We start from the raw sequence: 13,027 nt of genomic DNA on the forward strand, positions 1-13,027 counted from the left end.
TTCGTTAATCTTCGTGCCAAAACAAATCAGGACATAAACTGAATGATGTAATCAAAATAGGGAGCTGTCTCATTGGCATCCTCTGCACTCAACAGTCCCAACGCCGCATCCTTCAGTACAGTTACCGCGTCGACCATCCCTGGCACCGGCACATTTAAGGAGTTGTACATTTCCTTCACACCGATTAAACCAGTAGTTTCAATGGGTTCTTTGTTGCCCGCTAAAACGCCATAGGTAACTAGGCGCAAATACCAACCGTAATCGCGCAAACACTGATTATATTGCCGCTGACCGTAGGCATTACCTCCGGGAGCACGGTATTCAGGGTGCTTCTTAAACAGTTGTTTTTGGGCTTGATCGACTATCTTTTTTTCATTTTCGGCCAGGGTTTCCGCAATGCGAATACGCTGGGCACCGGTGGTTAAAAACGCCTGGATCCCTTTGAGTTCACCGCTAGTGGGGTAGCGGAGTTGATCGTCGGCTTGCAAAATAACTTGACTAACTACACTCATGATATCAACAAGAATTTCATATCATACTGTAGTTTAGCCTGAGTTGCCCCATACTGCCCCAGGCTAAATACCCTCTCATCCTGAGGCAGTGTACTTTTTCCTGCTGCTTCCCTAGACGGCCACGGCCTGGGGGCTAGAAGCAAAAGCTGCTTTCAACACATCCACTTTGTCGGTGTATTCCCAGGGCAAATCCAGGTCATTGCGACCAAAATGGCCATAGGCGGCCACATCTTGATAAAATCTCCCCCCCCGTTCGGCGGGCAAATTCCGCAAATTGAGGGATTGGATGATACCGGCTGGGCGCAGTTCAAAGTTTGCCAATACGACTTCCAGCAGTTTTTCTTCATCTACCTTACCGGTGCCAAAGGTATCGATTAAAACGCTGACTGGGCGAGCAACCCCAATGGCGTAGCTGACCTGTACTTCGCATTTATCTGCTAAACCGGCAGCAACAATGTTTTTGGCCACATAGCGGGCGGCATAGGCCGCAGACCGGTCTACCTTGGTGGGATCCTTACCGGAAAAGGCACCACCGCCATGGCGGGAATAACCACCGTAGGTGTCCACAATAATTTTCCGTCCCGTTAAACCAGCATCCCCTTGGGGACCCCCCACAACAAATTTGCCAGTGGGATTAACAATAAAGCGGGTTTTATCAGTGGGCTTGAGGGCAATGTCGCTGAAGCAATGACCCACCACTACGTCCCAAAGATCGGCTTTAATTTTGGCTTGGACTGCATCGTTGTCGGTGATATCGCCAATGTGCTCGTCGTGCTGAGTGGAAATGAGGATGGTATCAATGGCTACGGGTGAGCCATCTTCGTACAGGATGGAAACTTGGGTTTTACCGTCGGGGCGAAGATAAGCCAATTGGCCAGATTTACGTACTTCCGATAGGCGCAGGGCAATGCGGTGGGCCAAACTAATGGGTAGGGGCATCAATTCTGGGGTTTCGTTGCAAGCATAGCCAAACATTAGGCCCTGATCGCCCGCACCGATTTTGTCTAACTCGTCGTCGCTGAGGGCATGGCGCTGTTCTTGGGCGGCGGTTACACCTTGGGAAATGTCGGGGGACTGTTCGTCGATCGCCAGCATGACGGCACAACTGTTAGCGGAGTAGCCATTATCGGCGTTGGTGTAGCCAATTTCAGCAATTTTCTGGCGGATCAATTCGACAAAATTAATGTGGGCTTGGGAAGTAATTTCCCCCGTCACTAGGGTCAAGCCTGTGTTGACTACGGTTTCCGCCGCTACTCGACTGTTGGGGTCCAGGGTTAGGAGGGCATCAAGGATGGTATCGGAAATCTGGTCACACACCTTATCAGGATGGCCTTCTGTCACCGACTCGGAAGTAAATAAATAGCGCTTAGACAAAGTCTTCAGTCCTCGTACACGATAAAGGCTATTGGGCAAACAAGACCTTCAACAAAGCTTGTTAAGTTAAATTAACATTTCATCATACAGGTTATTTTCCCTGGTACGGGAACGGAAAGGGCTAAAATTTGTTCCCTATGCTACCAATACCCCTGGGAATTTTTGGGCTTGGAGGGCTGTTTGTAATAGCTCCGGCCCTGCAGAAGCCAATAGAGTGGAATCACTCAGGGTACGACGCCAAAATTTAGCCCTGGGTTGACCATTGAACAAACTCAATAAATGCCTGGTAATTTGATTAAGGCGATCGCCGTGACGTAAACGCTCTTCCACATAGGGCAACATACGTTCAATAATTTCCGCTCGGCTGGGGACTAAATTGGTTTTGTGGTAAATGTCCCGGTCTACGGTGGCGAAAAGGTAGGGATTTTCGTAGGCGGCTCGGCCCACCATCACTGCATCCACATGGCTAAGATGCTGTTGAATTTGCTCAGTTTGGGTGATACCGCCATTAATTTCGATCAATAACTGGGGAAAATCCTTTTTTAATTGATAAACATCTTCGTAACGTAGGGGAGGAATGGTTCGGTTTTCCTTGGGACTAAGCCCCTGGAGCCAGGCTTTACGGGCATGGACAGTGAATCTTTGACAGCCAGCGTTTGCCACGATTTCGACAAAATGCACTAAATCTTCATAACTGTCCCGATGATCAATGCCAATGCGATGTTTAACGGTGACGGGAATTTCCACGGCCTTTTGCATTGCACTCACACATTGGGCTACCAAATCCGGTTGAGCCATTAAACAAGCCCCAAAATTGCCGCTCTGCACCCGATCGCTGGGACAGCCCACATTCAAGTTAATTTCGTCATATCCCCAATCCTGGCCAATGCGGGCACATTCCGCTAGGAGTTGGGGATCATCGCCCCCCAATTGCAACGCTACGGGTTTTTCCTCCGGGCTAAAATTTAATAACCTCTGGCGATCGCCGTGGAGGATGGCCTGGGCCGTAATCATTTCTGTGTACAACAGGGTGTGGCGGGTTAACTGCCGTAGAAAATAGCGAAAATGGCGATCAGTATGGTCCATCATTGGGGCCACACTGAGGGGATTAATAGAAGAATCAGCGAAAATTTTTGTCATCAGGACAATATTTACGTTAAATCAGTCTCCATGCCAACTTCATCCACCAATGCCGGCAGATTCAGGGTGGCATAAATTTCCGCCAAAGGAATGGCTAAATTAAGCGCCTCAATGTCGGCGATCGCCTCTAGACCCTCATAGGACTTCAGCAACCAAAAATCCTGGGGAGTCCGCTGAAAACACTCCACCAAATACTGCTGGGCGTTGACCAAAATATACGCCCATAAACTGGGCAGGGTGCGGTAATCCTGAAACTTTTTGCCCCGGTCAAAGCCTTCTGTGGATTCCGACAAAACCTCAATAATCACCCTGGGAAAATTAACAAATGCCTGGCTCGGAGCATCTCTTTCGTCACAAGTTACCAACAGGTCAGGATAATAAAACCGTCTTCCTTCCTTTAGTTTCACCTTCAAATCAGCAAAGTAGACACGACAGCCAGAATTTTGGAGGCGACTACGAAGGGCCATGTAAAAATTGCCACTGATGATGTTGTGAATTCCACCAGTGCCGGCCATGGCGTAAATCTGGCCATCGATGTATTCATGCTTAACGTCACTGCGGCTTTCCAGCTCTAAGTAATCGTCGGGGGAAAAGTATCCATTGGAGGAGAGCGCAACCATCTGCCTTGCCAAATTTGTCTAATTGATTGCCTTCATTCTATGGCCCCACACCATTGCGTTAAATATCTTTACGATCGCCATTGGCTAGCCATGGGAAGCTAAAATACAGGCCGGATAACCCCATTTACCCTTTCCCAAAGCCAGAGTACCCTAGGGGAGAGCGAGTAAATTGCAGGCCGAAAATCCGAGAGAATCGGTAAAATGGCAAAGTCAGCATTTTCGCTTGTAAACCCAACATTACCTACAAACTTCAACAAAAAACACCTGTGGCCGATAAAAGAAGACCCCAACGCGACTTACCTCAAATTAACGAAAGAATACGTTTCCCAGAAATACGAGTCATTGACAGTGACGGTGCCCAATTGGGGATCATTACCCCCAATGAAGCCATGGAAATCGCCGACGAGCGGGGGCTCGACCTTGTGTTAGTGAGTGAGACCGCCGATCCGCCGGTGTGCCGCATCATGGACTATGGCAAATATAAATTTGAGCAGGAGAAAAAAGCCCGGGAGGCCAAGAAAAAACAACATACCGCCGACGTTAAGGAAGTAAAAATGCGGTACAAAATCGATGAACACGACTATCAAGTGCGCATCAATCAGGCCAAACGCTTCCTCAAAGCTGGGGATAAAGTCAAGGCAACGGTGAACTTCCGGGGGCGGGAAATTCAGCACGCCCACCTAGCGAAGGAATTACTGGACCGCATGGCAACGGACCTGGCCACCGAAGCCGATATCCAGCAGGCTCCCAAACGGGAAGGACGCAATATGATGATGTTCCTTTCCCCCAAAAAGGTTTAGACCTATACAAACGATGAACCTACGCCGTTGAATGGTTCTTAAAAAGTTTTGTGAATCCCCTGAGAAGGTGTTTGGAAAGTTTTATTCTGCCCCCTAAATCTCCTCACTAAAGCTCCGGCAATACTAGAGGACTTTCAGTCAGTTTCCCCCTAAATTTGGGGGTCAGGGGGGCTTTTAAAGCATGTTCTGAGACGATCTGAGGGGATTTTTCTTTTGGCTGTTACAACGGGGTCAATGTTGCCGGAGGGCCGCACAAGTTTTCGGCCCCTGTCCTAGAATGGGGAAATTAGCAGAGCCCCACTGGTGGAGGAAACGGTCTTGGACGAACTGCGCTCAGCGTTAGAGTTGGCGACGGAGGATGAACTGACCCAACTAACGCAAATTCTCTTTTGTAGAAAATTTAATCCTTTGGATTATCTGCAAACCCCCCTTCCGGTGGAGGTACAAAGCTTGGATCGTCCCCTCTGGGAAAGTTCCCTCGAGGAAAGATTCCGCTATTTAGCCGCCGATGGCCTAACGGTTTTACGGGGCAAGGCCAAGCAATTTAGCTACCGGGACACCCTCATTCGGGTTTGTCAATTCCTCAAAGTGCCCTACGCCCAACAGATGACTACCCTGGATTTGGAAACGGATATTTTTCTCCACTTGGTCAACCAAGCTTGGCAAAAATTGCCCCCGGCGGAGCAGAATAATTTGACTCGTAAAATCCAACAGTCCCTGATTAATTCTCCTTTGCCGGAACCTCTGCCCCTGCAAATTCAACACAATCCCGTCAATGTCATCCTCAAGGGAGGTGGGGCGATCGCCGTTAGTTCGGTGCTCAGACCCCTACTGTTGGGGCGCATCTTACAGCAAGTGACGGTACACATTGCCCAATATCAAGTGGCCAAATCGTTGCTGATGAAGGGGGGACTAAATGTCGCCAGTCAGTTACAAAATCAGTTAGCCCTCCAAACCGCTAAACAGGGGGTGCTGATGGGAACGGCTCGTTACGGGGCAGTGCGGACAATTTTTTCGGTGTTGGGACCGGCTCTGTGGGGATTATTCCTAGCGGATCTGGGCTGGCGAGCGATCGCCACTAACTATGGGCGTATTATTCCGGTGATTTTTACCCTGGCCCAAATCCGTTTAACGAGGGAAACCTGTTGGCAACTGGCCTAGGTTTGGCTAATTAATTCGACCTATTAGGAACGCCGGCGAGATTTAGACTTGCCTTGGCTAGAGTGTTTTTTTTGCTGTGGCTTTAGCTTTTTTTTGAGCCAACTACCTCCCCAATCGCTCACACTATGGGCCATGGCCCCTGCCTCCAAGCCAACAAAAATTGTTAGCAGTTCCCAACGGTGTTGCTCCAGCCATTGTCTCGGGATCAACCAGTTAATTCCCTGTAAATTAAGCTTTTGTAACAGTATCAGCACTGTCCCTATGCCTGCTGAAGCCAGTAGCAGCCAACTGCCTAGATACAATAAACGCAAAATCGTACCAATCAAAAAGCCGTGGGAAAGGGGCGATCGATGGGGAATGAAGTGGCGGTAGGGAAGCCAGACCCATCTCAGCCAGCCCCACCTTTTATATTGACAGGAATGGATGTCCAGATCCGGGCCAAACATCAACCCGCTAAATCCAAAGGCGATCGCCATTAGCAGGGTTAGTCGGGCACTACCAGTGCCAATAAATGTGATGGCCATAACCGCTGGGGTGGCTCCCAGGGTAATGCGGTCATGGATTTTACCGGCGGGCATGGCAAAGGCAAAAAGGGAATAGGTAACTAGGAAAAAATTTTTTCCGATGGCGATCGAACAAAACGATAACCTATGATATAGTGGTTAAGCACGAGTAAAGGGCGATTAGCTCAGTTGGTAGAGCGCCTGCCTTACAAGCAGGATGTCGGCGGTTCGAGCCCGTCATCGCCCATACGTTAAGCCTTTTTTGGACCTGGCCATTTTTGCCCCGCAAGGTGGGGTTCTGTGCTCCCGATCCTAATTGTCTGCCTGGGCAACTTTTTGACGATCGTAGTAACGGTTATTGTAGTAACGACCATAGTAGTAGCCATAACCGCCGGACGTAGAAGTGATAGCATTGGCCACAATTCCGATAACGTTGAGATCAGCCAACGCCAATTCCCGAAAAGCTTCCTTGATGCTATCCTTGCGGGTCTTATTGAGGCGCACCACCACCACCAGACCATCGGTTTGATCTGCAATCAGACGGGAATCCGTTAGACCCAAAATGGGGGGCGTATCGATCAAAATTAGGTCGAAAGTCTCTTTCCACTGATTCATTTTGACGACAAAATTTTGGGAAGCAGAAACCAACTGCTCCGGGGTCATGGTGTCATCTTGGACTTTGAAGTAGAACAGATTCTTGCCCAAAGGTTCGGGTAAATCCCCATTGTGACCATTAGAGTTGGCCACCAGACTGCCGAGGACGCCATTACCATCGGGGGTGGTGTTTTCGCCTCCGAAGCCGGTAATTTCAGCTAACTTCAACCAGGACTCCTTTTGAGGAAAATAGCGATCGCCATCCACCAGCAGCACTTTTTGCCCCAACTTAGCGGCAGCTTGGGCCAGGAAAAAAGCCGTGGTAGATTTTCCATCACCGGACTCAGCCGAGGTAACCACAAAGGAATGGCACTGGCGTTTGCGCTTGAGGAAAAACAGGTTGGAATAGAGCCTAGCGTAGGACTCTTGCATTGCCTCATTGGGCAGAGGGGAGCCATACTTAATACTGGCTCGCAAATCCTTTTCCAAGGGAATGTACCCTAGGATGGTGTGGTGCTGACTAGCTCTCAAATCTTCGACACTGTGATAGGCAGGATCTAGCTTATCAACCAATAGGGCCGCGCCTCCCCCGGCCAAAAGTCCCAGCATGACAGAAAGTAAAATATCCCTGGGCAGGGTATTAATCGGTGTATCGGGTAGGGTAATGGCGGAAACTAAGCGCCAGGGTACAAAGCTCCTCGCGACCTCCACTTCCAGTGCCTGCCTTGTGGTCACTAATTGGGTTAAACCACTTCTTTGAAGCTCCAATTCCTGTTGGAGACTGGCAAACTCGCCAGCAATGGTGGTGAAATTTTCCAATTGATTTCTCAGTTCCGCTTCCGACCCAATGATACTTTCCAGTTCAATGTTGAGAATATCTAGCTCAATGCCCACACTGGCAAGTTCCTGCAAAGCTTCTGCCTTGGGCCCCCCCACGTCTGTGGCAATGAGGACCTGATCCAATTCTCCATTGCTGAGCGTCCCCTTTTCTTTTTCGGCTTCGGCTCTGATCAACTGCAAAACGTTATCCTTTTCTTCTTGCAACTGCTCCATCTGGGGGCTATTGCCAGTGTAGATGGTGCTAGCTTCCGCCAATTTGAGGTTGATTTCGTTGAGCCGACTAACTAAGCCTGCATAGACAGGGGATTGTCCCAGGGAGCTCAAGCCAAAGGCACTATTGTTATCTATGCCCGTTTTTTGTTCCAGGGCATCTCGTTTGGCGGTTAGTTGTTGGATTTTGATCGACAAATTTTGCCGGAGCACATTAATTTCGTTGAGGCGTGAGCTGAGATTTTCTGCTGTCTGGCTAGGGTCAAAAAACTTATATTGCTGCTGCAATGCCAACATTTGCGCTTGCAACTCTGCCACCCGGTCTTGGAATTTGGGCAACTGGTCATTAACAAAGCGGAGTTTTTCACTCTCCTGTCTGGCTTGCTCTCTACGGGTGTAGTCTAAATATTGTTCAGCTAGAGCCTCCAAAACCGCCTTGACCCTTTCTTGGTCATTGCCCCGGTAGCTGATCTCAACAATGCCTGTGTCCGGCACCACCATCACCGACAGGCTAGCCAGAAAACTACTATAGGAAATTTGCTCCTCTGGGGGGAGGGCGTCATAAATTTGGCTCCAGACCGGCTCCAATAGAATATTACTTTGTAGAATTTCCGACTGGGTGTTCAAATATTCTTTGCCCCGGGGAAGGCTGCCCAGCAGTCCCGAACCTTGGAGTTGGGCCAGGGGATTAACCGTTTCATTCTCGGGGGGGGAAACCAGTAATTGGAAACTAGATTGAAAAACCGGCGGCTTATCAAGTTGCCGCTTGAGGTTCAAGCCTCCCACCGCTAGGGCCACCAGGACAACAATCCACCATCTCCTCCTCAATACACCTGTCAGGTTACCAAGGGAAAAAGAGTCCACTTCTTCAGCACCGTATGCTCCAACTAGCGGAGGGGGGGGGCTACCTTGGGGCAATTCTGGGTAACTGTAGGTCATTATCTTGGGGGGAATGGTTATTGGGCAAGGATGCTTGGGGAATTAGCCATGGTTTAGCACCTAGTGTGTGGAAGCAGTTTTATTTACTTGGGTCAATATTACCGTTATTTTCGGTGACTGTGCACTGTCAATACTAGCCTGGATCTACTGGGAAGGACTCCCACCGGGTTGTTCTAGTTCCTCGGACTACAGCAGGGCCGGAGGACAAAAAACCGAGTCAGAATCGGCGATCGCCATTGGCCAAAAGATTTAGCACCGATGATGATGATCATCTGTGGCCGGGTGGAGGGATGGAGAGTTTGAATTGTTATGACCATAATTGTCTTAGGTCAGTGTGATGCTAACGCAGAACCCCTGTCTCCATAAATTTGAACCTTCACACTTAAGTATTGTTTGCAACACTTAAGTATTAACCAGGTAAGATTGATAACAAATTTTTCCTTGTTTACCTGGACAAAAATGGGTCAATAAATTAGATTTGTCTGTAACCGAATTCGCTTGATCACGGACTCATATCCTGGAATAAAAACCAGTTCAGACTGAATAACTTTTTTGTTTTCCACAGCGGGAGAAGTTCTTAGTATAAGCTCTCGGCAGGAGTGAATGTTTTTTTCTTATAAAAACAATTGAATTTTCGTTTTTCCACCCTAGCCGGAGCCTCGACGGTCCCACAGATCTCGGTTTCGTCTGCCGTATTCTTAGACCAAGCTAAGAACGTATGCAGGATTCCTGTGGCCAAAAATAGGAAATGTAACCGGTGAAAAGCCAATAGTTTGCTCCCATTTGCGGTCCAGGGGAGAACGGCGACATAAATGCCCGGCAGGATTTCTGCCCACTTGGGGCAAGCCATTATGATGGAAGCCGGCCCTTCTCCATCATCATTCGGAGGACAATATGTCAGCAATAACGGCCCAGGAACTGGAATCACAAATGCCGGATGCCACTATGCTTTTGAGTGATGAACCGGAGATGGAAAGTTCAGTGCATTATTTGCAACTGCTCTTGCTAGTTACTAGTCTGGAGTGGGCCTGGCGTCAGAGGGATGATTTTTTTATTGGTGCCAACCTAACCATCTACTTCAGTCGACAACAACTCAAACACCGTGATTTTCGAGGCCCTGATTTTTTCCTGGTCAAGAATACCACCAGACACCCCCGCAATTCCTGGGTCGTGTGGGAGGAAGACGGGCGCTACCCCGACTTGATCATTGAGCTACTTTTCGAGTCCACTGCCAAAGTGGATAGAACCACCAAGCTGGACCTTTATGCCACTAGGTTCCACACCCCTGAGTATTTTTATTTTTCCCCTGAAACTTTGGAATTTGCCGGTTTTAGGTTAAATTTCAACCAATACTCTCCCGTAATTCCCAATGAGCAAGGATGGCTATGGAGTGAGGCGCTGGGATTTTTTCTTGGCATCCACCAGGGTCAGTTGCGCTATTTTTCCGTGGAGGGAATTTTAGTACCTACCCCTGAGGAGGCGGCCCAACAGGAAATATTGAGGCCTGACCAGGCCATGGCAAAGGTAGAGCAGGAGGCTCAACGGGCGGACCAAGAAAAATTCAGGGCCGATCGCCTGGCGGCCAAGCTGAGGGAGTTGGGATTGGATCCCGATGATGTTTAGCCATGGGCCTTTGGGCGTAGCAAAAATTGACCTCAAGTATGAAAACTTCCCCCCCAGAACTGATTATTGAAGCAGGACGCACGGAGCGTCAGTATTGGCAAGACCTATGGCGTTACCGGGAATTGTTTTACACCCTGGCTTGGCGGGACATTGCGGTACGGTACAAACAAACGGCGATCGGTATAGCTTGGGCCTTAATCCGGCCATTTTTGACCATGGTGGTGTTTACGGTGGTATTTGGTAAGTTGGCTAATTTACCTTCGGAGGGGGTGCCCTATCCCATTCTGGTGTTTGCGGGAATGTTGCCCTGGCAGTTTTTTTCCACTTCCCTTAGTTCCGCCAGCGATAGTCTAATTGCCAATGCCAATCTAATTTCTAAGGTGTATTTTCCTCGCTTAGTGGTGCCTACCAGTGCCGTGGTGACTAGCTTTGTTGATTTTTTAATTTCTGGGATGATTATGTTGGGGCTGATGGCTTGGTATAATTTCTTGCCCAGTTGGCATGTGATTACATTGCCTTTCTTCATTTTGATTGCCTTTATGGCTTCCATGGGAGCAGGGTTATGGCTTTGTTCCCTCAATGTCAAATACCGAGATTTTCGCTACATTGTGCCATTCATTGTCCAATTTGGTTTGTACATTTCCCCGGTGGGTTTTAGTAGTAATGTGGTGCCGGAAAAATGGCGATTGCTCTATTCCATTAACCCGATGGTGAGTGTAATTGATGGTTTTCGTTGGGCGATTTTGGGGGGAGAATCAACTATATTTCTGCCGGGTTTTTTGTTGTCTTTACTGTTGGTGATCATTATTTTTATAACAGGAATTCTCTATTTTCGTAAGATGGAACGCACCTTCGCTGATGTGATTTAACCATGGCAACAAACAAATGGTTTTATGAGCTATTGAAGGATTTTAAATACAGTTGCCTGAATTGGGTTTGACCGTGGCACAAGTTGCTCAGGTTGAACAGTTGAACAATGGCGATCGCCAAAGTAAGCTACCCATTAAAATAGGATTATCTTGCCCTGACCCTCAATGTGATTAAATTTCCTGGCATTATTGCCATCAAGCATCTTAACGGTGCTATTGATTACGATCGCCTTTTTGAGGTTCTATGACCAAACCGACTTTGAATTCCTCGGACTCGTTGCCAATCCCCGACAGTGGAGCAATGGATTCACTGTGGCAGCCCTCCTGGCTACATTGGCTAATTTCGGCGTTGAGTGGAACCGTCGAAATCGAGAAACAAACCGCTTGGCTCAAGAAGCACAACGAAGAGTTGAGGAAGGGCAACGCAGAATGGCTCAGGAAAGAGCAGATGAGTCTCGAAGAGCTGAGGAGAGAGAACGCCAAATTGCGCGAACTCGAATCGAAACTCGATGCCGTATTGCCGAAATACAATTCCAGCTTGACCCCTCAGACCGAAATCGAAGACTCTTAAGGGAGGCCTTAGCACTACTGGCTGAATATGGTGATCTGTTCTCGTAAAGGCGATCGCCTAGGAATTTGCCCATTACAATGAAATCATCTTCTCTCCATTTTTGATGTGGTTAGATTTTCTGGCTGACCCCATCCAATAAAAAGAGTGACTAAATACTACTACTACTATGGAGCAACTTTACGAAAGAGATTTTAGTCGATGGGCAGAAACCATGGCCGATCTCCTTGCTGCAGGGGATTTTACGTCCCTTGATATCGAGAATTTAGTGGAGGAAGTCCGGGATTTGTCAAAACGGGAAAGGGATCGCCTTTTAAGTAGTTTACGTTTAATTCTTCATCACTTCCTCAATTGGGACTACCAGCCCCAGAAACGTTCCCGCAGTTGGCAGAATACAATTGATCGAGAGCGGAACAATATTGAACTATATCTTGAGGACAGTCCCAGTCTGCAGCGTTATCTCAATGATGGGGTGTCTCTCGCTAAAATGTATCGGCTGGCGCGGGCCGACGCGATCCGGGAAACTGATTTAGATTTTCCCAAAGATTGCCTATACGATATGGAAGATGTATTAAGTCGCGTTATTTCCCTCGGTGAATGATCCTCTAGAGGGCGATCGCCAAATGAAAACCAATTGTTAAAATTAATTCACTCTTCTAAGCTGCACCATTATGGCTACCGTTTTAGACCTTCAGCCAATTATTTCGTTGAACCGAGGGCAATTTTATCAGCTCTGTCAAAACAATCCTGACCTCAGCCTAGAAAGAAACCCCCAAGGGAAGCTCATCATTCTGTCCCCAGTTGGTGGTGAAAGTGGTGCCCAAGAAGCGAGCCTTATTTTCAAAGTTTCTCTCTGGAATTATCAGAGTCAACTCGGAATTGTCTTTAGTTCCTCAACAATCTTTAGCCTACCCCAAGGTGGCGATCGCTCCCCCGATGTGGCTTGGGTCTCCCGAGGTAATTGGGAAAAGTTAACCCCAGCAGAACGAGAGGGTTTTCCCCCAATTTGTCCTGATTTTGTGATTGAACTCAGATCAAAAAGTGATCGTCTTAAACCCCTACAAGACAAAATGCTAGAGTACCTAACATCTGGTTTGCAACTAGGCTGGCTAATCAATCCACAACAAAAACAGGTGGAGATCTACCGCCAAAATCAACCCACAGAAATAACTAATCTCCCCACAAAATTGTCTGGGGAGAATGTTTTACCCGGATTTAGCATTTCTCTAGACTAGTTTTTTTTGTGGTCTATGGCTAATTCCTAAAAGTTGTCA

At 48.1% G+C, this 13,027-nt stretch carries 14 protein-coding genes and 1 tRNA gene; 8 read left to right on the forward strand and 7 right to left on the reverse strand.

Annotated features, from left to right (window positions below; genetic code table 11):
- Nucleotides 1–26: 26 nt before the first annotated feature.
- The 4 genes from apcD to SYNPCCP_RS01615 all read right to left on the reverse strand — a co-directional run bounded on the left by apcD (nt 27) and on the right by SYNPCCP_RS01615 (nt 3,646).
- Nucleotides 27–512, reverse strand: coding sequence for an allophycocyanin subunit alpha-B (apcD, locus tag SYNPCCP_RS01600; protein ID WP_010871516.1), 486 nt, complete (start codon nt 510–512; stop codon nt 27–29).
- 111 nt (nt 513–623) lie between these two features.
- Nucleotides 624–1,886 carry a methionine adenosyltransferase gene (gene metK / locus SYNPCCP_RS01605; protein WP_010871517.1) on the reverse strand — a complete coding sequence of 421 codons (1,263 nt, stop codon included), beginning with the start codon at nt 1,884–1,886 and terminating at the stop codon, nt 624–626.
- Between the two features lie 135 nt (nt 1,887–2,021).
- Nucleotides 2,022–3,026 (reverse strand): tRNA dihydrouridine(20/20a) synthase DusA, encoded by a 1,005-nt coding sequence (gene dusA, locus SYNPCCP_RS01610; RefSeq protein ID WP_010871518.1) that lies wholly within the window; start codon nt 3,024–3,026, stop codon nt 2,022–2,024.
- 11 nt (nt 3,027–3,037) lie between these two features.
- Nucleotides 3,038–3,646 carry a Uma2 family endonuclease gene (locus SYNPCCP_RS01615; protein ID WP_010871519.1) on the reverse strand — a complete coding sequence of 203 codons (609 nt, stop codon included), beginning with the start codon at nt 3,644–3,646 and terminating at the stop codon, nt 3,038–3,040.
- Nucleotides 3,647–3,912: 266 nt separating this feature from the next.
- Here SYNPCCP_RS01615 and infC point away from each other — a divergent pair, with 266 nt between their 5' ends.
- Both infC and SYNPCCP_RS01625 read left to right on the forward strand, forming a co-directional pair.
- Nucleotides 3,913–4,446 (forward strand): translation initiation factor IF-3, encoded by a 534-nt coding sequence (gene infC, locus SYNPCCP_RS01620; protein WP_010871520.1) that lies wholly within the window; start codon nt 3,913–3,915, stop codon nt 4,444–4,446.
- A 303-nt stretch (nt 4,447–4,749) separates the two neighbouring features.
- Nucleotides 4,750–5,607 (forward strand): YaaW family protein, encoded by an 858-nt coding sequence (locus tag SYNPCCP_RS01625; protein ID WP_010871521.1) that lies wholly within the window; start codon nt 4,750–4,752, stop codon nt 5,605–5,607.
- Between the two features lie 23 nt (nt 5,608–5,630).
- On the opposite strand, the gene SYNPCCP_RS01630 is transcribed toward SYNPCCP_RS01625, so the two are convergent.
- The gene (locus SYNPCCP_RS01630) at nt 5,631–6,185 is read right to left on the reverse strand and encodes a metal-binding protein (RefSeq protein WP_010871522.1); all 555 of its coding nucleotides are present in this window, start codon (nt 6,183–6,185) and stop codon (nt 5,631–5,633) included.
- Between the two features lie 99 nt (nt 6,186–6,284).
- On the opposite strand from SYNPCCP_RS01630, the gene SYNPCCP_RS01635 reads away from it, so the two are divergent.
- A tRNA-Val gene (locus tag SYNPCCP_RS01635) sits at nt 6,285–6,357 on the forward strand.
- A gap of 65 nt (nt 6,358–6,422) precedes the next feature.
- On the opposite strand, the gene SYNPCCP_RS01640 is transcribed toward SYNPCCP_RS01635, so the two are convergent.
- Together SYNPCCP_RS01640 and SYNPCCP_RS17285 are read right to left on the reverse strand one after the other, a co-directional pair.
- Nucleotides 6,423–8,693 carry an exopolysaccharide transport family protein gene (locus SYNPCCP_RS01640; RefSeq protein ID WP_010871523.1) on the reverse strand — a complete coding sequence of 757 codons (2,271 nt, stop codon included), beginning with the start codon at nt 8,691–8,693 and terminating at the stop codon, nt 6,423–6,425.
- A 173-nt stretch (nt 8,694–8,866) separates the two neighbouring features.
- On the reverse strand, nt 8,867–9,010 hold the full coding sequence (locus tag SYNPCCP_RS17285) for a hypothetical protein (RefSeq protein ID WP_158299067.1): 144 nt from the start codon (nt 9,008–9,010) through the stop codon (nt 8,867–8,869).
- A 577-nt stretch (nt 9,011–9,587) separates the two neighbouring features.
- On the opposite strand from SYNPCCP_RS17285, the gene SYNPCCP_RS01650 reads away from it, so the two are divergent.
- The 5 genes from SYNPCCP_RS01650 (at nt 9,588) to SYNPCCP_RS01670 (ending at nt 12,988) form a co-directional block, all read left to right on the forward strand.
- Complete coding sequence (locus SYNPCCP_RS01650; RefSeq protein WP_010871525.1) at nt 9,588–10,316, forward strand: Uma2 family endonuclease; 729 nt, start codon at nt 9,588–9,590, stop codon at nt 10,314–10,316.
- A 38-nt stretch (nt 10,317–10,354) separates the two neighbouring features.
- A complete protein-coding gene (locus SYNPCCP_RS01655) occupies nt 10,355–11,185 on the forward strand; it encodes an ABC transporter permease (protein WP_010871526.1) in 831 nt (276 codons plus the stop codon).
- A 210-nt stretch (nt 11,186–11,395) separates the two neighbouring features.
- Nucleotides 11,396–11,803 (forward strand): hypothetical protein, encoded by a 408-nt coding sequence (locus tag SYNPCCP_RS01660; protein WP_010871527.1) that lies wholly within the window; start codon nt 11,396–11,398, stop codon nt 11,801–11,803.
- Between the two features lie 164 nt (nt 11,804–11,967).
- On the forward strand, nt 11,968–12,354 hold the full coding sequence (locus SYNPCCP_RS01665) for a DUF29 domain-containing protein (RefSeq protein WP_231848045.1): 387 nt from the start codon (nt 11,968–11,970) through the stop codon (nt 12,352–12,354).
- A gap of 70 nt (nt 12,355–12,424) precedes the next feature.
- Nucleotides 12,425–12,988, forward strand: coding sequence for a Uma2 family endonuclease (locus SYNPCCP_RS01670; protein WP_010871529.1), 564 nt, complete (start codon nt 12,425–12,427; stop codon nt 12,986–12,988).
- The last annotated feature ends 39 nt before the right edge of the window (nt 12,989–13,027 follow it).

The sequence above is a fragment of the Synechocystis sp. PCC 6803 substr. PCC-P genome (genome assembly GCF_000284455.1).
Classification (GTDB): domain Bacteria; phylum Cyanobacteriota; class Cyanobacteriia; order Cyanobacteriales; family Microcystaceae; genus Synechocystis.

Excerpts from the sequence above, each read along its gene's own strand:
- apcD (WP_010871516.1), bottom strand. The coding sequence starts at position 512 with ATGAGTGTAGTTAGTCAAGTTATTTTGCAAGCCGACGATCAACTCCGC.
- dusA (WP_010871518.1), bottom strand. The coding sequence starts at position 3,026 with ATGACAAAAATTTTCGCTGATTCTTCTATTAATCCCCTCAGTGTGGCC.
- SYNPCCP_RS01615 (WP_010871519.1), bottom strand. The coding sequence starts at position 3,646 with ATGGTTGCGCTCTCCTCCAATGGATACTTTTCCCCCGACGATTACTTA.
- SYNPCCP_RS01630 (WP_010871522.1), bottom strand. The coding sequence starts at position 6,185 with ATGCCCGCCGGTAAAATCCATGACCGCATTACCCTGGGAGCCACCCCA.
- SYNPCCP_RS01640 (WP_010871523.1), bottom strand. The coding sequence starts at position 8,693 with ATGACCTACAGTTACCCAGAATTGCCCCAAGGTAGCCCCCCCCCTCCG.
- SYNPCCP_RS17285 (WP_158299067.1), bottom strand. The coding sequence starts at position 9,010 with ATGGTCATAACAATTCAAACTCTCCATCCCTCCACCCGGCCACAGATG.
- SYNPCCP_RS01650 (WP_010871525.1), top strand. The coding sequence starts at position 9,588 with ATGTCAGCAATAACGGCCCAGGAACTGGAATCACAAATGCCGGATGCC.
- SYNPCCP_RS01655 (WP_010871526.1), top strand. The coding sequence starts at position 10,355 with ATGAAAACTTCCCCCCCAGAACTGATTATTGAAGCAGGACGCACGGAG.
- SYNPCCP_RS01665 (WP_231848045.1), top strand. The coding sequence starts at position 11,968 with ATGGCCGATCTCCTTGCTGCAGGGGATTTTACGTCCCTTGATATCGAG.
- SYNPCCP_RS01670 (WP_010871529.1), top strand. The coding sequence starts at position 12,425 with ATGGCTACCGTTTTAGACCTTCAGCCAATTATTTCGTTGAACCGAGGG.